Source organism: Marivivens sp. LCG002 (assembly GCF_030264275.1).
In the GTDB taxonomy this organism is placed as follows: Bacteria; Pseudomonadota; Alphaproteobacteria; order Rhodobacterales; family Rhodobacteraceae; genus Marivivens.
This window is the reverse complement of sequence record NZ_CP127165.1, coordinates 964,564-983,439: the sequence shown is the minus strand read 5'-3', so window position 1 is coordinate 983,439 and position 18,876 is coordinate 964,564. Positions and strand designations below refer to the sequence as shown.

The 18,876-nt window shown below is 59.4% G+C and carries 15 protein-coding genes and 4 tRNA genes; 3 read left to right on the top strand and 16 right to left on the bottom strand.

Annotation, left to right across the window (positions count from 1 at the left end; translation table 11 throughout):
* Window positions 1-71: 71 nt before the first annotated feature.
* The 3 genes from QQG91_RS05010 to QQG91_RS05000 all read right to left on the bottom strand — a co-directional run bounded on the left by QQG91_RS05010 (window position 72) and on the right by QQG91_RS05000 (window position 5,035).
* Window positions 72-2,591 carry a penicillin-binding protein 1A gene (locus tag QQG91_RS05010; RefSeq protein ID WP_352232122.1) on the bottom strand — a complete coding sequence of 840 codons (2,520 nt, stop codon included), beginning with the start codon at window positions 2,589-2,591 and terminating at the stop codon, window positions 72-74.
* A gap of 90 nt (window positions 2,592-2,681) precedes the next feature.
* Window positions 2,682-3,890, bottom strand: coding sequence for an N-acetylmuramoyl-L-alanine amidase (locus QQG91_RS05005; RefSeq protein ID WP_285771875.1), 1,209 nt, complete (start codon window positions 3,888-3,890; stop codon window positions 2,682-2,684).
* Entirely contained in the window at window positions 3,887-5,035 is a 1,149-nt protein-coding gene (locus tag QQG91_RS05000) for a pyridoxal phosphate-dependent aminotransferase (protein ID WP_285771874.1), read from the bottom strand. Before QQG91_RS05000 ends, QQG91_RS05005 begins: the two co-directional genes overlap by 4 nt.
* Window positions 5,036-5,167: 132 nt before the next feature.
* Between QQG91_RS05000 and QQG91_RS04995 the strand changes: the two genes are divergently transcribed.
* Complete coding sequence (locus QQG91_RS04995) at window positions 5,168-5,914, top strand: DsbA family protein (RefSeq protein ID WP_285771873.1); 747 nt, start codon at window positions 5,168-5,170, stop codon at window positions 5,912-5,914.
* Between the two features lie 33 nt (window positions 5,915-5,947).
* Here the strand turns inward: QQG91_RS04995 and ispG are convergent, their stop codons facing one another.
* The 3 genes from ispG to hemA all read right to left on the bottom strand — a co-directional run bounded on the left by ispG (window position 5,948) and on the right by hemA (window position 9,719).
* Window positions 5,948-7,063, bottom strand: a complete 1,116-nt coding sequence (gene ispG / locus QQG91_RS04990) for a flavodoxin-dependent (E)-4-hydroxy-3-methylbut-2-enyl-diphosphate synthase (RefSeq protein WP_285771872.1) — start codon at window positions 7,061-7,063, stop codon at window positions 5,948-5,950.
* Window positions 7,064-7,173: 110 nt separating this feature from the next.
* Window positions 7,174-8,385: a helix-turn-helix domain-containing protein gene (locus tag QQG91_RS04985; RefSeq protein WP_285771871.1), complete on the bottom strand. Its 1,212-nt coding sequence runs from the start codon at window positions 8,383-8,385 to the stop codon at window positions 7,174-7,176.
* Between the two features lie 110 nt (window positions 8,386-8,495).
* A complete protein-coding gene (gene hemA / locus QQG91_RS04980; protein ID WP_285771870.1) occupies window positions 8,496-9,719 on the bottom strand; it encodes a 5-aminolevulinate synthase in 1,224 nt (407 codons plus the stop codon).
* Between the two features lie 184 nt (window positions 9,720-9,903).
* On the opposite strand from hemA, the gene QQG91_RS04975 reads away from it, so the two are divergent.
* Window positions 9,904-11,277 carry a M20/M25/M40 family metallo-hydrolase gene (locus QQG91_RS04975; RefSeq protein ID WP_285771869.1) on the top strand — a complete coding sequence of 458 codons (1,374 nt, stop codon included), beginning with the start codon at window positions 9,904-9,906 and terminating at the stop codon, window positions 11,275-11,277.
* On the opposite strand, the gene QQG91_RS04970 is transcribed toward QQG91_RS04975, so the two are convergent.
* The 8 genes from QQG91_RS04970 to lon all read right to left on the bottom strand — a co-directional run bounded on the left by QQG91_RS04970 (window position 11,267) and on the right by lon (window position 16,116).
* Complete coding sequence (locus tag QQG91_RS04970) at window positions 11,267-11,485, bottom strand: RND transporter (RefSeq protein ID WP_285771868.1); 219 nt, start codon at window positions 11,483-11,485, stop codon at window positions 11,267-11,269. The two genes, QQG91_RS04975 and QQG91_RS04970, sit on opposite strands and share 11 nt — an antisense overlap.
* Window positions 11,486-11,584: 99 nt before the next feature.
* Window positions 11,585-11,661: transfer RNA gene (locus QQG91_RS04965), tRNA-Asp, on the bottom strand.
* Window positions 11,662-11,692: 31 nt separating this feature from the next.
* Window positions 11,693-11,769: transfer RNA gene (locus QQG91_RS04960), tRNA-Asp, on the bottom strand.
* A gap of 505 nt (window positions 11,770-12,274) precedes the next feature.
* Window positions 12,275-12,350, bottom strand: a tRNA-Val gene (locus QQG91_RS04955).
* 71 nt (window positions 12,351-12,421) lie between these two features.
* A complete protein-coding gene (locus QQG91_RS04950; RefSeq protein ID WP_285771867.1) occupies window positions 12,422-13,003 on the bottom strand; it encodes a histidine phosphatase family protein in 582 nt (193 codons plus the stop codon).
* Between the two features lie 43 nt (window positions 13,004-13,046).
* Window positions 13,047-13,122 (bottom strand) — tRNA-Val (locus QQG91_RS04945).
* Window positions 13,123-13,140: 18 nt separating this feature from the next.
* A complete protein-coding gene (locus tag QQG91_RS04940) occupies window positions 13,141-13,551 on the bottom strand; it encodes an HU family DNA-binding protein (protein WP_285771866.1) in 411 nt (136 codons plus the stop codon).
* Window positions 13,552-13,707: 156 nt separating this feature from the next.
* Entirely contained in the window at window positions 13,708-16,116 is a 2,409-nt protein-coding gene (lon, locus tag QQG91_RS04935; RefSeq protein WP_285771865.1) for an endopeptidase La, read from the bottom strand.
* A gap of 319 nt (window positions 16,117-16,435) precedes the next feature.
* Here lon and QQG91_RS04930 point away from each other — a divergent pair, with 319 nt between their 5' ends.
* Complete coding sequence (locus tag QQG91_RS04930) at window positions 16,436-17,161, top strand: hypothetical protein (protein ID WP_285771864.1); 726 nt, start codon at window positions 16,436-16,438, stop codon at window positions 17,159-17,161.
* Between the two features lie 8 nt (window positions 17,162-17,169).
* Here QQG91_RS04930 and tgt read toward each other — a convergent pair whose 3' ends face one another.
* Entirely contained in the window at window positions 17,170-18,297 is a 1,128-nt protein-coding gene (gene tgt / locus QQG91_RS04925; RefSeq protein ID WP_285771863.1) for a tRNA guanosine(34) transglycosylase Tgt, read from the bottom strand.
* A gap of 62 nt (window positions 18,298-18,359) precedes the next feature.
* On the bottom strand, window positions 18,360-18,872 hold the full coding sequence (locus tag QQG91_RS04920; protein WP_285771862.1) for a hypothetical protein: 513 nt from the start codon (window positions 18,870-18,872) through the stop codon (window positions 18,360-18,362).
* Window positions 18,873-18,876 lie beyond the last annotated feature (4 nt).

The window sequence follows — 18,876 nt, the reverse complement described above, 5'->3', positions numbered from 1 at the left end:
GTCCGGCGCCAAAGCGCGCCGGAGTGTTTGTGGGGTCTTAGTCGGCAAGACCCCAAACAGCAAGGGGTGGGTCAGTAAAGACCGCCCGAAGAGAGGGTTCCGAACGACGCATTGGGGCCGACGGTCGCCGTCTCACCGGTCGATGTGGTGACTTGCTTGGCGGCGCTCGGCACTTCGTCAAAGAGAGGAAGGTCGGCCGACATCGCAAAACCACCGTCGAACATGATCCCGAAGACAGGCTCTTCGCCCGCACGGAAACATTCCGCAATCACGTTGTCGCCGCTTGCATCATCAGGAAGACGGCCGCCCGTGTAGCGGTCGATTTTGATGAACTGACAGTCCTCGGGCACCTTGAAGGCTCCGCCACCGAACTTGTCGACGGCCACTTCCATGAAGTCCTGGAACACAGGGCCACAGACCGACGCCCCAAAGGCACCGCGGCCAAGGCTGCGAGGGTTATCATACCCGATGTAACAGCCCGCGACGATGTTCGACGAGAAGCCGACGAACCAGACGTCCTTGGCATCGTTCGTGGTCCCCGTCTTGCCTGCAATCGGCACAGGAAGGTTGATCGCTCCGCTTGCCGTGCCGCGCTCGACCACGCCGCGCATCATCGAGGTCAGCTGGTAGGCGGTGACGGCGTTCATGATCCGGTCACGGTTCGTCTGGATCTCGGGCGCTTCGCCCGCAGGCAGGCTGGCCAAGGAACAATCGACACAGGCGCGCTGATCGTGGCGGTAAATGGTTTTGCCCGAACGGTCCTGAACGCGGTCGACCAAGGTCGGCTCTACCCGCTCGCCCCCGTTGGCGAACATCGCATAGGCAGCCACAACACGATAGAGTGTCGTCTCTTGCGCCCCGAGCGAGTTCGAGAGGAAGGGGTTCATCTTTTCATAAATGTCGAAGCGCTCGGCATAGGCGCCCACCACGTCCATGCCCACTTCCTGAGCCAGTCGGATCGTCATGAGGTTCCGCGATTGCTCGATCCCCGTGCGCAGAGGCGTAGGGCCATAGAACTTTTCCGACGAGTTCTGCGGACGCCACAGACCTTGGGGCGTGTTCACTTCGATCGGCGCGTCGACGATGATCGTTGCGGGGGAATAGCCGCTGTCCAGCGCTGCGGCATAGACGAAGGGCTTGAAGGACGAACCGGGTTGGCGCATCGCTTGGGTCGCGCGGTTGAAGTTGGATTCCTGATAGGAAAAGCCCCCCTGCATCGCAAGAACACGGCCCGTGTTCACGTCCATCGCCATAAAGCCGCCCTGCACTTCGGGCACCTGACGCAAGGACCAGCGCACGAAGGCCCCGTCCGAGGTGACGCGGCGCACTAGCACCACATCGCCACGTTCGAAATTGTCGAAGAAGTCACCCGACATCCATTTGATATCGTCGCGCGGCACCTCGAACGGTTCGCTTTCTGTCGCCTCGACACCTTCGATCCCGATCACAAGGCGCTGTTCTTCGACACCGAGCACGACCGCAGGATACCACTGACCATCGAGCGTGATGTCACGCGGGACCGAAAGCGCGGAGAGCGCAGCACGCCATGCGTCTTCGGACCCGAGGTTCTCTTCCGCGATCTTTTCGCTTGTTCCGCGCCATTTGCCCAAGGATCGGTCAAAATCCTCAAGCTGGCGTTGCAGCGCATGGGCGGCCACGACCTGAAGCTCGGCATCGACGGTGGCACGGATTGCGTAACCTTCGGACGAGAACTGTTCCTGAGTGAGACCGAAGAGCTGCGTCACCTGACGGCGGACCTCTTCGGTGAAATAGTCGCGCGATTGTCGCGAGCTTTGATAGCTCGGGAAATCACCGTTCTGCACCGTGCGCAAGGGATCGTTGCGCGCCTCTTCATATTCAGCGTCGGTCAGATACCCATTCTCGAACATCTCGCGAAGAATGAAATTACGGCGCTCGAGCGCGGCTTCGCGGTTCTTGACGGGATGATAGCTGTAGGGCGCTTTGGGATGCACAGCGAGAAAGGCCGCCTCGGCGGGCGAAAGCTGGCTCAGCGGCTTGTTGAAATAGGACTGCGCGGCGGCCGTGACACCGAAGCTGCGCACACCAAGATCGATCTCGTTGAGATAAAGTTCGAGAATGCGCTCTTTATCCATCGCCTTTTCAATACGCGCGGCAAGGATGAGTTCCTTGATCTTGCGTTCGGCGGAACGCGATCCGTCGAGAAGGAAGTTCTTCATCACCTGCTGCGTGATGGTCGACGCCCCGCGAAGATCGGCCCCGCGCGATTTGACCGCATCGATAAAGGCCGCAGCCATCCCACGCACGTCATAACCGGGGTGGGTATAGAAGTTCTTGTCTTCGGCGGAAATAAACGCCTGCTTGACGATATCGGGAATCTCTTCCGCAGGGGTAAAGACGCGCCGCTCGGTGGCGAATTCGTCGATGATCTGACCTTCGCCCGAATAGATGCGGCTGATCGTCTTGGGACGATACTGCGAGAGCACCTCGTAGCTCGGCAAGTCCTTGCCATACATATAGAAAATAGCGCCAAGCGAAAGCGCGGCCAGACCGATGCCAAGCGTGATCATAGAAAAAATTGTTCCGAAGAACGATAAAATGAAACGCAGCACGCGCTTGCCCCCGATAGAATGTGCGCCGCTTATAAGTTGTAGGCCGCGTTTCGTCAAAACCGAGATTGGAAAAATCGGCGTGATCGTGCCTTATTGCCGTAGCAGCGTCTTGTTTGCCGCCCATTCCGCCTGCCAACGCTGAACCGCAACGACAAGTCCCGCAACAATCGGCGCGCGTCCGATCGCGCTCGAAAGCCGCTCGCGGTCCCCTACGTCCGACAGAAAGCCGACTTCGACAAGCACCGAAGGGAAATCGGCGGCATTGAGAACCGCCAACTCGGCCGTGCGACGGGGCCGCGAATTGAGCGGTGCGCCTATTTCGTCAAAGGCTTCGACGATTTCCAGCGCAAGGCTCTCGCTTTGGGGCATGGTTTCGAGCCGCACCAGATCCATCAAGGCGGTCGCGATCCGGTCGTCCTGCCCCGCAAGATCGACCCCCGCCAGAAGATCGCCGCGCTCGTGCCGCTCGGCCATCCGCTGCGATGCCTCGTCCGCTGCTGATGGGCTGAGCGTATAGACAGAGGCCCCGCTCGCGCCGCCCTCTTCCAAGGCATCGGCATGAAGCGAGATAAACACATCCGCCCCCGCCGCCCGCGCAATGGTCATCCGCTCTTCGAGGGGAACGAAAATGTCGCTCGAACGGGTCAGCACAGCTTGAAATCCATCAATCCGTTCAAGGGTTTGGGCAACCTCTTGCGCAAGAGCAAGCATCAGATCGGCCTCTTTGCTCGCTCCCCTCTCCGCACCGGGATCAATGCCCCCATGCCCCGGATCGATGACAACCACCGTATCGCCAAAGTCAGGCTTGGGCGCAGGACCAAGTGTCGGATCAGCGGCTATCAGCTCCCAATCGGGATCGACGGGCGCGCCGCTTTTCTCCGCAAAGGTCGCCTCGTCGACGCGTTCAAGTTCAAGGCTGAGTTTGGCGGTGCCGTCCACCTCGGACACGGTCATACTGGCAAGTTTGACCGCCAGAGGCTCGGCAAGATCGGCCACCATCCGCGACCATCCGGGGCGAAGGGTGCCAAAGCGCACATCGCGCACCTTTTGCCCTTGGAGGAGGGTATCTGCCCCGACACCACGCCAATCCACCTCGCGGAAATCGATCACAAGTCGCATCGGCTCGGTGAGCGTAAAGACGCGGAACGGCACAGGTTGCGAGAGGAAAAGATCGATCGCCACGCCCCGTGTCTTGTCCGAAATCCGGCTCGCTGCCGCATCGATGCGCGCCAGAGCGGTAAAGTCCTGCGCTGCAAGAGGCGACGCCAAGAGCGCAAGTGCGAGGATCAGGCCCTTCATGCGCTGCGCTCCAACATAAAGCGCTCGAGCCGCGCAAGGCCCTCGGCGATGTCGGCCGTGCTGCGCGCATAGGAAAACCGGAGCCAGCGCCCCCCTTCCACAGGATCGAAATCCAGACCGGGCGTGACGGCAACCCCCGCTTTTTCAAGAATTTCCGCCGCAAAGCCAAGGCTGTCGTCGGTAAACTCGCTCACGTCGGCATAGACGTAAAAGGCCCCGTCAGGCGGCGCAATCTTCGTAAATCCCGCTTTGGGCAAACCTTGGAGCATCAGATCACGGTTGGCGCGATAGACGTCGAGATTGGCCTTGAGTTCAGGATCACAGTCCATCGCATAGAGCGCCAAGAGCTGCGAGGCATGGCTCGAACAGATGAACTGGTTCTGGGCGATCCGCTCGACGCGGCGCACGTGATCTTCGGGCACGACCATCCAGCCCACGCGCCAGCCCGTCATCGAGAAATACTTGGAGAAAGAGTTGATGACATAGACCTCGTCCGTCACCTCGAGTGCGCTCACGGGGCGGGTGTCATAGTCGATCCCGTGGTAAATCTCGTCCGAGACAAAGGCGGCATTCTGCAAAGCGCAAGCCTCGGCCAGCGCCGAGAGTTCGCCCGTTCCAAGCATCGTTCCCGTCGGATTGGCGGGCGAAGCAACGATAAGCCCCTGAAGATCAAAGGCCGCGACATCCTCGGGCACGGGCTGGAACCGCGCGGCAAGTGTCGTAGGCATCGCAACGGCCTCGAGATCGAAGGACTTCAGTATCTGCCGATACGAAGGATAGCACGGCGCCCCGAGACCCACGCGGTCGCCCGTATCAAAGAGCGAAGTGAACCCGAGGATAAACCCGCCCGATGCCCCCGACGTGACGATCACCCGCGCAGGATCAAGATCGACGTTATACCACTCGCCGTAATGGCGGGCGATGCGCGCGCGCAACTCGGGCAGACCAAGCGCGACGGTATAGCCCAAAGGCCCCTTGGCCATATCGGCGGCAAGACGGTCGAGCGCCTCTTTCGGTGCGCCCGTGCCAGGTTGCCCGACTTCCATATGGATGATGTGACGGCCCGCACTTTCGGCTTTGCGCGCCGCTTCCATCACGTCCATCACAATAAAGGGATCAACCTCACCGCGTCTTGAGTTCCGCATCGCCTGTCCTTTAGGTTTCGCCTCGTGTTTGCCTTGTTAGGAACCGCTTCGTCAATGCACCTTTGTGTAAGGCGCCCTCTTGCTCTTGCCACCTGTATGTGGTGACTTCATCCGACCAATCACGGAGTTCTTATGTTAAAGCCCCTCGCCTTCGCAGCTGCCTTTGCCCTTGCCTCGCCTCTCGCCGCTCTGGACCTTTCGTCCATGAGTGATGACGAACGCGCGGCGTTCCGCTCGGAAGTGCGCGCCTATCTGCTCGACAATCCCGAAGTCCTCATGGAAGCCATCGGCGTGCTCGAACAGCGTCAGGCCGAGATGGCGGCGGCAGGCGATCAGCAAATGCTCGTCGACAATGCCGAGGCGCTTTACGAGGACGGCTTCTCCTTTGTGGGCGGCAACCCCGATGGCGACATCACCATCGTCGAATTCATGGACTACCGCTGCGGCTATTGCAAAAAGGCCTTCCCCGAAGTCGAAGAGCTGATCAATGCCGACGGCAACATCCGCTTTATCGTCAAGGAATATCCGATCCTCGGAGATCAATCCGTTCTGGCTGCGCGCTTTGCCATTGCGGTCAAGAACCTTCACGGCACCGAGGTCTACAAGGACCTTCACGACACGCTGATGACGATGAAAACCGACATCACGCCCGAAGCCCTCGTCCGTCTGGCCGAGAGTTTTGCGCTTGATGCCAATGAAATCATTGCGAAAATGGAGAGCGATGACGTCACCCGCGAAATCCGCGAAACCGCACTCCTCGGCCAGCGGATGCAGGTCACGGGCACTCCGACGTTCATCATCGGCAACGAGGTGCTGCGCGGCTATGTCCCGCTCTCCGCAATGGAAGAGATCGTCACCAAAGCCCGTCAAGACGGTTGAAAAAAGGGGGCCAAGCCCCCTTTGAACTTTGGTTTATTCGGATTGGGCCGCCTCGATTTCGGCGGCCTTTTTCTCGACCTGTTCGACGATGTGATCGACCATGCGGGCATTGTCGAGCTTGTGGCTCTGCTTGCCCGCAAGATAGACCATCCCCGACCCCGCGCCACCGCCCGTAAAGCCGACATCGGTCATCAGCGCTTCGCCCGGTCCGTTGACCACGCAGCCGATGATCGAAAGGCTCATCGGTGTCTTGATATGGGCAAGCCGTTGTTCAAGCGCCTCGACCGTCTTGATCACGTCAAAGCCTTGACGCGCGCAGGAGGGGCAGGAAATGATGTTGACCCCGCGATGGCGCAGCCCCAGCGATTTGAGGATCTCGTAGCCGACCTTGACCTCTTCTACAGGATCAGCCGAAAGGCTCACACGGATGGTGTCACCGATCCCCGACCACAGAAGATTGCCAAGCCCGATGGCCGATTTGATCGTGCCCGACATGAGCCCGCCCGCCTCGGTGATCCCGAGATGGATCGGCGCATCGGTTGCATCCGCAAGCGCCTGATAGGCAGCAGCGGCAAGGAACACGTCGGAGGCTTTGACCGAAATCTTGAACTCGTGAAAATCGTTATCCTGAAGAATGCGGATATGCTCTAGCCCGCTTTCCACCATCGCTTCGGGGCACGGCTCGCCGTATTTTTCCAAGAGATGCTTTTCAAGCGACCCTGCGTTCACCCCGATGCGGATGGAACAGTTATGATCGCGCGCCGCTTTGATCACCTCGCGCACGCGGCTTTCGTCGCCGATGTTGCCCGGATTGATCCGAAGACAGGCCGCGCCCGCCTCTGCCGCTTCGATCCCGCGCTTATAGTGGAAATGGATATCGGCCACGATCGGAACGGGGCTTTCGGCAACAATCTCTTTGAGCGCGCGGCTCGACGCCTCGTCGGGGACCGAAACCCGCACGATATCCGCTCCCGCCTCTGCCGCGGCAAGCACTTGGGCAATGGTCCCTTTCACGTCGGTGGTGAGGGTGTTGGTCATTGTCTGCACCGAAATCGGTGCATCCCCGCCGACAGGCACATTCCCGACCATGATCTGACGCGATTTGCGGCGCTCGATGTTGCGCCAGGGACGAACGGGATTATGCGACATTGCAAACCTCTTTGGCCAGTTTCACCCCTACCTAAGGCTCCTGCCCGAAAACGGCAACGGCCCGCGCATCACGAAATGCACGGGCCGTTACGAAAGGATGGCTTTGCAGCTTATTGCGTGTCGGCTTGCGCGACGTTCACGACCTTGGCAAGATCGTTGTCCGCCGTGATGTCGGCAACCGCATAGGTCTGGGTCAGGCTGTCCACCGAAAGCGGAAGGTTCGACGTCACAGTGCCCGTTGCACCCGCAGGGCCATAGTGCGTGCCGTTGATCGCGAAATAAACGGCACCGGATTCGCCCACACGCAGGGTCGGTGCTTCTTCGAGCATCGGCACGGCATAAGTGTCGCCCGCGTTCATGATGCCTTCAAAGAGAACAGAGCCATCGGCGCCGCGCACGCGCACCCATGCGGGACGCACAGCGACCATCTGGAGTCCGGGAGCAGCGGTTTCAAGAACCTGCACTTCGGATTGGGCCGCGACAGAGTCGGCAACGGATTGGGCCACAAGCTCGGCAACTTCATATGCGCTCTCGACATCGGCGGTGGGCGCAAGCGTGCCGACCGACGCAGGGTTGAGCGTCGAAATCGGTGCATCGCGGGCCACCATCACAGGCACATCAAGCGCTTGCGGACGGTAAAGACGATCAAGCTCTTCGGTGCTCGGAGCCTGGAAGGTTGCGACCTGCTCGACCGAAGCATCCGCATCGGTTGCAGCCGCGGCACCTGCCAGCGGATCAATATCCGAGACCACAATCGGCGCATTCTCGACGGGTGCGAATTGCACGCGCTGCACTTCTTGAAGAACGGTCCAGCCGCCATAGCCAAGGCCACAGATCAGAGCGACAAGCACCATAACCGATCCGACTGCACCCGGCTCGATCCGCGACAGGAAAGCTTCACTGGCGGGGATAAAGGGCGTCTGCGACGACGAGAAAATATCACGCGGTGCATTGGGGTCGATCGCGGCCTTTGCAGGGCGACGCGACGAGGCTGCGGCGGACATCCCGTGCGCCGTGCTGAATCCGCTCTCGCGGCAAAACTGTTCGAAAGCGCGATCGGGGTCCATGTTGAGATAGCGCGCATAGGACCGCACATAACCCGCAATGAAACCGGGCGTATCAAAGGCATCGGGATCGGCGTTTTCGATCGCGGCAATATACGAGGCCTTGATCTTGAGCTCGCGTTGGACGTCGAGAAGCGATTTACCGAGGGTCGCACGTTCACCGCGCATGGCATCGCCAAGCTTCATATCAAAGGAGTCAAAGCCTTTGACTTCCGGTTCAACTAGCGTTTTTGCACGCTTGAAGCTTTTGCCAATCATTAGGCCGTCCCACTGCCCGAATTCAATAGCGCTTTAGCTCGATTCGTCCCGACTCAGCGCTTGATTGACGCCTAGCATACACCAAAAAGATGTGCACTCGCAGAAAATTGTTAACCCGCCATTTCGGCACGATTCAGCGCACAATGGGACCAGAGCGCGTCCATAGCCTGTACCAATTTGTCGATTTCGGGCGCGCCATGCACAGGGGATGGTGTAAAGCGCAAACGCTCGGTGCCACGCGGAACCGTGGGGAAGTTGATCGGCTGCACATAGATGCCGAATTCCGACAAGAGCATATCGGACAACTTTTTGGTGTGAACGGGATCACCCACGATCACGGGCACAATATGCGAGCCATGATCGATGATCGGAAGGCCAAGCCCCTTGAGCCGCAGCTTGAGCACGCGGGCGCGCTCTTGGTGCAGATCGCGGATCGACTGATCGGTCTTGAGATGTGCGACCGACGCGGCCGCCCCTGCCGCGACAACGGGCGGAAGCGAGGTGGTAAAGATAAAGCCCGGCGCATAAGACCGGATCGCATCACACATCCGCGCAGAGGCCGCGATATAGCCGCCGTGCACGCCAAAAGCCTTGCCCAGCGTGCCGTTGATGATGTCGATACGGTCAAGAAGTCCGTCACGTTCGGCCACACCGCCACCGCGCGGGCCATACATGCCGACCGCGTGCACTTCGTCGAGATAGGTGAGCGCACCGAATTCCTCGGCAAGATCGCAAAGCTCTTTGAGCGGGCCGAAGTCGCCGTCCATCGAATAGACCGATTCAAAGGCGATCAGCTTGGGCGCTTTGGGATCATCTGCCATGAGCTTGGCGCGCAGATCATCGAGATCATTGTGCTTCCAGACGCGCTTTGCGCCGTTGTTGCGGCGAATGCCTTCGATCATCGAGGCATGGTTCAGCTCGTCCGAATAGATGATCAAACCGGGGAAAAGCCGATGCAGCGTCGAAAGGGTCGCGTCATTGGCGACATAGGCGCTGGTGAACAGAAGCGCCGCTTCTTTCTGGTGAAGATCGGCAAGTTCGGCTTCGAGACGGTTATGGTAAACCGTGGTGCCCGAAATATTGCGCGTGCCGCCCGAGCCTGCGCCGGTGGCGTCCAATGCCTCATGCATGGCTTTGAGCACGACAGGGTGCTGCCCCATCCCGAGATAGTCATTGCCGCACCATACGGTGATTTCGGCCTCGGTCCCGTCGGGCTTGCGCCAGATCGCATGGGGAAACTGACCATTGCGGCGCTCGATATCGATGAACGTGCGATAACGGCCCTCTTTGTGGAGGGTTCCAAGAGCGGCATCAAGAATGGCGTTATAGTCCAATGGTCTATCCTTCACGTCAGGCGGCGGCAGTTCTCTAACGGCGGGTTTGCGCGTATCTATAACTTTAGACCAGTTCTAACAATACGCTACCTTTTGACGCCCCCTGACGATTTTTGCACAGCCGAGCCTTCTGGACACGCCGATCGAGACGCGTAGTCTCCTATCGGAAACAAAAGGAAGTCCCATGACCCTCGAAAAGATTCTCGACCGGATCGATGCCGATCTCGACCACACTGTCGATCGCCTGTTCGACTTGCTGCGAATCCCGTCGATCTCGACCGATCCCGCCTATAAAACCGACTGCGACCGCGCTGCAGACTGGCTTGTCAACGATTTGAAAACACTGGGCTTTGATGCCTCCAAGCGCCCCACGCCCGGTCATCCGATGGTGGTCGCGCATGGCGGCGACGGCGGCCCGCATCTTCTGTTCTACGGGCATTATGACGTGCAGCCCGTGGACCCGATCACCCTCTGGCACCGCGACCCCTTTGATCCCGCGCTGGAAGACACCGCTAACGGGAAAGTGATCCGCGCCCGCGGTGCATCCGACGACAAAGGCCAGCTGATGACCTTTATCGAAGCGCTGCGCGCCTGGAAGGCCGAGACGGGCACCCTCCCCTGTCGCATCACGATCTTTCTCGAAGGCGAAGAGGAAAGCGGGTCACCCTCGCTCATTCCTTTCCTCCAAGAGAACAAGGACGAGCTCAAGGCCGACATCGCCCTGATCTGCGACACGGGTATGTTCAACCGCGATACGCCCGCGATCACGACGATGCTACGCGGTCTTTGCGGCGAAGAGCTGACCGTCACGGGTCCGAACAAGGACCTTCATTCGGGCATGTTCGGCGGGCCCGCTGCGAACCCGATCCGCGTTCTGACCCGCATCCTTGCGGGGCTTCACGACGACAATGGCCGCGTCACGCTCCCCGGCTTCTATGATGGCGTAGAGGAGCTTACCGACGCGCTCAAAGCGCAATGGGAGGGCCTCGGCTTCGACGCAGACGGCTTCCTCGGCGGCGTCGGCCTCAGCACCCCTGCGGGCGAAAAAGGCTATACTGCGCTCGAGCAGATCTGGTCGCGCCCGACCTGCGAATTCAACGGGATCACGGGCGGCTACACGGGTGAAGGCTTCAAGACCGTGCTTCCCTCGATCGCTTCGGCCAAGGTCAGCTTCCGTCTGGTCGGCACCCAAGACCCCCATGCGATCCGCAAGGCCTTTCGCGCCTATGTGGCGGACATGTTGCCGCCCGATTGCTCGGTCTCGTTCAAGGAACACGGCGCAGGTCCCGCCAGCGTGATGTCTCTCGACCATCCCGCCTTTGAACAGGCACGCGGCGCACTCAGCGACGAATGGCCGGATGCGGCTGCCTTTGTGGGCGCTGGCGGCTCCATTCCCGTGGCGGGCTATTTCAAGACCTATCTCGATATGGACGCGATGCTCATCGGCTTTGCCAATGGTGACGACCAGATCCATTCGCCGAACGAGAAATACGACCTTCGCTCCTTCCACAAAGGGATCAGAAGCTGGGCGCGTATCCTCGCCGCCGTCAACGGCTAAGCACTTCGCGGGCGATCTTGGCCAAGAGCAAAAGCCAAGGCGCGCCGTGCAGCACCAGATCGAAAATATCGAGCGGGCGGGTCAATGATCCGCCCGCAAGCATTTTGAGCTTTTCCCAGATATGCGGCTCGGGAAAGAACGGCGCCAACCCTAGCGTCAATGCGGCGAGAATGGCGATATTCCACGGGATCGTATCGAGCAGTTGCATTTGGAACTCCTTAAACATTTCAAAAATAAAATATATTAAGACAACAAAAAACGCCAGAGGCAAAAGCCTTGGCGTCAAAGTTTCCCCACGGGGAAGAAGTGGCGCGGTTGACGGGGCTCGAACCCGCGACCCCCGGCGTGACAGGCCGGTACTCTAACCAACTGAGCTACAACCGCGCACTTACGGTAAGTCGTTCTAAATGGGCAGTGGCGCGGTTGACGGGGCTCGAACCCGCGACCCCCGGCGTGACAGGCCGGTACTCTAACCAACTGAGCTACAACCGCGTATCTGCCATTCGGTGAACGACCGAACGTGAGGGGCCTTCTATGGTGAGTGGCGAAGGTCGTCAAGCACTTCGGAGGGCAAAAATGCTCAGTTTGTGAAATTCATTTCGGGCCCGTTCTCATACCCCCAATAAAACATAGAAAAACCTAGGGTTAGCTATGCGATATATGGGCGATGAGAGCCATCTTCGATCCACTTATTCGAGGAACAGATTGACCGACTTCGCCCTTGCGAGAATCAAGAGGGCATCCCTAGGATTCGTGACAACGTGGTTCAGAAAGCAACGGGATATCAATACGATGACGGAGTTACCCAAGGCATCCGCCCCCGCTGGTCGCGCACTTGCTTCTGCAGGGATAGACAGCCTCGAAACACTTGCGCACTTCAAACGGTCCCAGATTGCGTCACTCCATGGCATCGGACCAAATGCGCTCGGCAAATTGGAAACAGCAATGCGTGCAGCAGGGCTGAGATTTCAAGACGACTAGCAAAGAGAGGGGTAAATGGTGGGTCGTGAGAGGCTCGAACTCCCGACATCTTCGGTGTAAACGAAGCGCTCTACCAACTGAGCTAACGACCCGATGCGCGGCTGATACAAAGAGCCGCCGCCGGTGGCAAGAGGCTTTTGCAGAAAAATTTCACAAAGCCGCGTCAGAGCTTGAAATGTTGGCCATTGGTGATGTGAAAGACCGCCCCCTGCCCGCCTTCGACCGCACGTAAGTCCTTGAGACCGAGACCCAAAACCCGCGTACGCAAGAATCGCGACGTCATCCCATGGGTGACGATGACGGTCGGCCGCTTGATCCGCGCGATGACCCCGCCCATGCGGTCCCAGAAGGCCTCGAATGAGTCGCCGTTGGGGGCACGCGCATAGAAATCGACAAAGTCTTCGTCGGGCTTGGGCGCGGGCCATTTCGCCTCGATCTCGGCCTTGCTCAGGCCGACCCAATCGCCGACCGATATTTCGCGCAAGTCCTCGTCGATCCGTGCCACAAGGCCCGTCGCCTCTTGCACATAGCGCGCGGTTTCAATTGCGCGGCCCTTGGGGCTTGTCCATAGGTCAAAGCCCTCCGGCCCGACCCCACGCGCCCGAAGCACTTCGGCCATGCGCTCTGCCTGTGCATGCCCCTTTTCGGTCAGAGCCGAATCCAGACCACCCTGCATCCTCTCTTCGAGGTTCCAGAGCGTCTCACCGTGGCGGAGGATATAAAGATCAGGGAGCTGTTCAGTCATGGCCAAATAAAAAGCGCACCCGCAAGAGGTGCGCAAGGTATTCTGGTGGGTCGTGAGAGGCTCGAACTCCCGACATCTTCGGTGTAAACGAAGCGCTCTACCAACTGAGCTAACGACCCGATGGGTGCCGTTTAACGCTACTCTGCGGCCTCTGCAATAGCTTCTTCGGCATTATCGGCGTCTTCGGGATCGCTCGCGTTCGGCACGCGGATTTTCACCACATAGGCGGTTCCGTTCGCAAAGTCCTTTTCGCGGCTGACCTTGATTTTCCCCAGAGGCGGAAGGATGAGCTCCTCACCGTTGGCAATGGCTTCGGCCAGAACGGCAAGAGCCGCCTCAACCGCCGGTTTGACCTCCCGCTTGCGCATCTCGGAGCGCTCGACCACGCGGTCGATGAACCGGGGCTTGCGGGTAACGCCCGTGTTGCTGTCGGGCGTCGCCGAGGCGATCACCACATCGGGTTCACCCTCGACAAGGTGAAGCTCGGGCTTGGGCGCCTCTTCGGTCGCCGCTTTCGCGACGGTTTTGGTTTTGGATTTCGTGGCCATCTGTCTGCTCTTTCCGCTGGTAGCTGTCGGTCTTGCGCCGATTTTTGGTTGATTGACCGATAGCTTACATCACCCAAGGATTTAATCAACACGCCAATAGATAAGGGCGCGGAATTCACCGCGCCCCCAACATCTAGTCAACCAAAGCGTGCAAGGTCAGTGCGCAACCGCCCCTTTGCCGCCCTCTTTTGCCGCCAGAGCAGCGGCTGCAGCGGCTTCTTCGGCCTCCTCGTCCCACTCGATCGGAGAGGGCTTGCCGACAAGAGCATGCTCCAGAACCTCGGAGACATGTTTGACGGCGATGATCTCGAGCCCCTCTTTGACGTTGTCGGGGATCTCGGGGAGATCCTTGAGGTTTTCCTCGGGGATCAGCACGGTTTTGATCCCGCCGCGCAGCGCCGCAAGAAGCTTTTCCTTGAGCCCGCCGATGGCGGTCGCATTGCCGCGCAGTGTCACCTCGCCCGTCATGGCAATGTCTTTGCGCACGGGGATCTGGGTCAGCACCGAAACGATCGCGGTGACCATGGCGAGACCGGCCGATGGGCCGTCCTTGGGCGTTGCGCCATCAGGCACGTGCACGTGGATGTCCCAATTGTCGAACTTGGTCGGCTTGACGCCGAGTTGCGGCGAAATGGAACGCACATAGCTTGATGCCGCGTCGATGGACTCCTTCATCACATCGCCGAGCTTGCCCGTGGTCTTCATACGGCCCTTGCCCGGAAGACGCAGCGCTTCGATGCTCAGAAGCTCGCCGCCGACCGACGTATATGCAAGACCGGTGACGACGCCGACCTGATCCTCTTTTTCGGCCAGCCCGTGGCGATAGCGCGGCACGCCGAGATAGTCATCGACGTTGCTTTCCGTCACTTCGACGCGATCGACCTCTTTCTTGACGATCTTGGTCAGAGCCTTGCGGCAGATCTTGGCAATCTCGCGCTCAAGGTTCCGCACGCCTGCTTCGCGGGTATAGGTGCGGATGACCTCGGTCAGCGCGCCGTCGGACATCGCGAACTCTTTGGACTTGAGCCCGTGGTTCTTGATCTGCTTGGGCAGAAGATGCTGCTTGGCGATCTCGCGCTTTTCGTCTTCGGTATAGCCCGAAAGCGGGATGATCTCCATACGGTCGAGAAGCGGCCCAGGCATGTTGTAGCTGTTCGAGGTGGTCAGGAACATCACGTTCGACAGATCGTATTCCACTTCGAGATAGTGGTCGACAAAGGTCGAGTTCTGTTCCGGATCAAGCACTTCGAGCATGGCCGAGGCCGGATCGCCACGGAAGTCCTGCCCCATCTTGTCGATTTCGTCGAGCAGGATGAGCGGGTTCGTGGTCTTGGCCTTTTTCAACGCCTGAATGATCTTGCCAGGCATGGAGCCGATATAGGTCCGACGGTGGCCGCGGATCTCGGATTCGTCGCGCACCCCGCCGAGCGAGATGCGAATGAACTCGCGTCCCGTGGCCTTGGCGACCGACTTACCGAGCGAGGTCTTGCCGACACCCGGAGGGCCGACGAGGCACATGATCGGACCCTTGAGCTTGGCCGAACGCTGCTGCACCGCGAGATATTCGACGATGCGTTCCTTGACCTTTTCAAGACCATAGTGATCGGCATCGAGGATCGCTTCGGCATTGCCGAGGTTCTTTTTGGTGCGCGATTTGACGCCCCACGGGATCGAGAGCATCCAGTCGAGATAATTGCGCACGACGGTCGCTTCGGCGCTCATCGGGCTCATGGACTTGAGCTTCTTGAGTTCGGCCTCGGCCTTTTCCTTGGCTTCCTTTGAAAGCTTGGTTTCGGCGATGCGGGCTTCAAGCTCGGCGATCTCGTTCTGACCGTCCTCGCCGTCGCCGAGTTCCTTCTGAATGGCCTTCATCTGCTCATTCAGGTAATACTCGCGCTGGGTGCGCTCCATCTGGCTCTTGACGCGGGTCTTGATCTTCTTCTCGACCTGAAGGACGGACATTTCGCCCTGCATCAGGCCATAGACCTTTTCCAGACGCTCGCTGATCGACAGCGTTTCAAGAAGCCCCTGCTTCTGGCCGACTTCTACTCCGAGGTGGCCCGCCACAAGATCGGCGAGCTTGGCGGGATCGGTCGCTTCGGACACGGCGGCCATCGCCTCTTCGGGGATGTTCTTCTTGATCTTGGCGTAACGCTCGAACTCTTCTCCGACCGAACGCACCAGAGCGGCGACCTCGGTTTCGTCGCCCGTGAACTCCTCGAGGGGTTCGATCGTGGCTTCGAAGAAATTGGCATTGTCCTGAATGTCGGTGATGCGCACGCGGCTCTTGCCCTCGACAAGCACCTTGACGGTGCCATCGGGCAACTTGAGAAGCTGGAGCACATTGGCAAGCACACCGACTTTGTAGATGTCGTCGCGGGTCGGATCATCCTGCGAGGGATCGACCTGGCTCGACAACAGAATTTGCTTGTCGTCCTGCATCACCTCTTCGAGGGCGCGGACGGATTTCTCTCGACCGACAAAGAGCGGCACGATCATGTGCGGGAACACAACGATATCGCGCAGCGGCAGCACGGGGTAAGACATGGCGAGAGGTTCTTGCATGCTCGTATCCTTTTTTATGGCAAGACACCAAGGTCCCGATCAACGGCAACCGACGGCGTCTCCGCTAGGACGCTAAACATGGTGCAGTTGCGCACCGAGTTCAAGCATCCTTGCTGGGTAAACTGTGCCTCTTTGGTGCAGGAACAGCAAGGGCAGGAAACCGTAAAATACCCCTCATTCGCCGCCCAATCGCCATATTTCAAGGCAAATATCGTCTGCAAGTTCGGTGCCACTCCAGAAATGCACAAAGGTATGTGCAAGGCTACACGAGGTCGTGATGCAGGTAAAAAGACTTGCGCGTCAAAAGCGAAGATATGCGGTGACGGGACTTGGTTGTCTCCTCGCGGGGCTTTTGGGCTTTGGCGCCGGTTGGCAGGCGCTGGTCTGCGGTTTTACGGGGCTCGCCTGCCTCTCTCTGGTGCTTATCCTGCAACCTGCGCTTCGCAACTGGGCCGAAACGCTCACCACAGGTTTCGTGATTGCAACGGCGCTTCCACTGACGCCCGATGTCGCCGCTTCGGCGGGATTGGTGACGGGCTGGCTTGTCCATCAGCTTGCTTATGGCCGCGTGGCCGAGCACTTCGGCTTCCACTTCCGGACCCTGTCCGAGCAACGCGCCACGATAGAAGGCCCTGCCCGCGCGATCTGGGCCGCCATCATTCCCGGTGAAGCGCATCCCGAAGATGTCAAATCCTGCGCGCTCGTAGATTTCGATCGGGACAAGGACGACCCCGACACCTTTTATTTGCGCTTGGAAACGGGTGACACATTGCTCGAAGAGATGACCCTTACCCATCTCGAGCGGAACCGCTATGAACGGGCCCGCTTTCTGATCGAGCGCGACAGCGACCGAGGGGAACAGACCTATTACACCCTCGTTCTCGAAGACACGGGCGAAGGCGCAACCCATGCCCATCTTGCCATGGAGCTCTCGAACGCAAGCCTCGGCAATGCGCTCTTGCATTGGTTCGACGACGACCTGACCTTTAGTCTTCGCGCCGTGCAGCGCGCTTTTCGCGCGAACCCAAAGGGCGTTCCGGCCTAACGCTCTGCTCAGAGCGGCTCGATATCGCCCATTGCGCGCTGCGCGTGGAAATCGGCTTCGAAATCGGCAAATCGGCCTTGGGCGATGGCGTCACGCATGCCCTGCATAAGCTCTTGGTAGTAATGGAGATTATGCCAAGTCAGTAGCATGCCAGAGATCATCTCCTGCGCGCGGAATACATGGTGAAGATAGGCGCGGCTATAGTTGCGGCAGGCAGGACAGGTGCAGCTCTCGTCCAAGGGACGGGGGTCGTCCTGATGGCGCGCGTTCTTGATGTTCACCTGACCGCGACGCGTCCAGGCTTGCCCTGTGCGGCCCGACCGCGAGGGGAGAACACAGTCCATCATGTCGATCCCGCGCTTGACGGCTCCGACGATATCATCGGGCTTGCCCACGCCCATAAGATAGCGCGGCTTGTCAGTGGGGAGCATATCAGGCGCATAGTCAAGCACGCCGAACATCGCCTCTTGGCCTTCGCCGACGGCAAGACCGCCGACCGCGTAGCCGTCAAAACCGATCTCGACGAGCGCTTTGGCGCTTTCTTCGCGCAGCTCTTGGGTCACGCCGCCCTGTTGAATGCCGAACAGCGCATGGCCGGGGCGATCCCCGAAGGCATCGCGCGAACGCTGCGCCCACCGCATCGACAGACGCATAGAGGCCGCGACCGCCTCGTCCGTGGCGGGCAATGCGGGACATTCGTCAAAGCACATTACGATGTCCGACCCGAGAAGCTTCTGGATTTCCATCGAACGCTCGGGCGTCAATTCATGCTTGGACCCGTCGATGTGGCTTTTGAAGGTCACGCCTTTTTCCGTGAGCTTGCGCAGATCGGCAAGGCTCATCACCTGAAACCCGCCCGAGTCCGTCAGGATCGGCCCCTCCCAGTTCATGAACTTGTGCAGACCCCCCAGACGGTCGATCCGCTCGGCCGTCGGCCGCAGCATCAGGTGATAGGTGTTCCCGAGGAGAATATCGGCCCCCGTCGCCTTGACGCTTTCGGGCATCATCGCTTTGACCGTGGCGGCAGTGCCGACGGGCATAAAGGCGGGCGTGCGAATGTCACCGCGCGGTGTATGGATGACACCTGTGCGGGCTTTGCCATCTGTGGCCTTGAGATCAAAACTAAAGCGGGTCATCGTCGGTCTCCTTGGGCAATGTGCCCCAGATACCTAAATCTCCGAGGATGCCAAGCGGAACCTTACGAGAGAATGGCGGCAAGGTCTTGTCTGAGAAGCTGCGCGGCAGAGCGTGTCTCGATCACATAAGAGGCCATCCGCGCCACCCGCAACAGTGCGTCTTTGTCCGCCGCAGCCAAAGGCCCCACCTTGACGCTGTCCCCGACCCCGAGCGCACCGACCCGTTTGCCAAAACAGGTGACTTCGCAAATCGTCATAGAGGCGACTTGGTAAGTCTTGCCGTATTCCTTGGCGATCTTTTCCATGTAGGGGCGCGCATCGGGCACATCGAGAAAGGCGTAATTGCGGAAAACCTCTTTCTGCATGAGAGGCCACGTTTTGCGCGCGAGATTGTATCCGCCGATCACGTAGTTCTTGTCGTGCATTTCGAGATAGAGCGACGCGATGTTGCGCCCGACCACTTTTGCGCCGAGCTCTGCAATCGAGTCGAAGAAGACATTCCGTTCAAGCTCATAGGCCGCAGCACGCTGCGGATCGTCCATTTGCCCAAGAATTGCCGAGAGATCTGGGGTCATATCG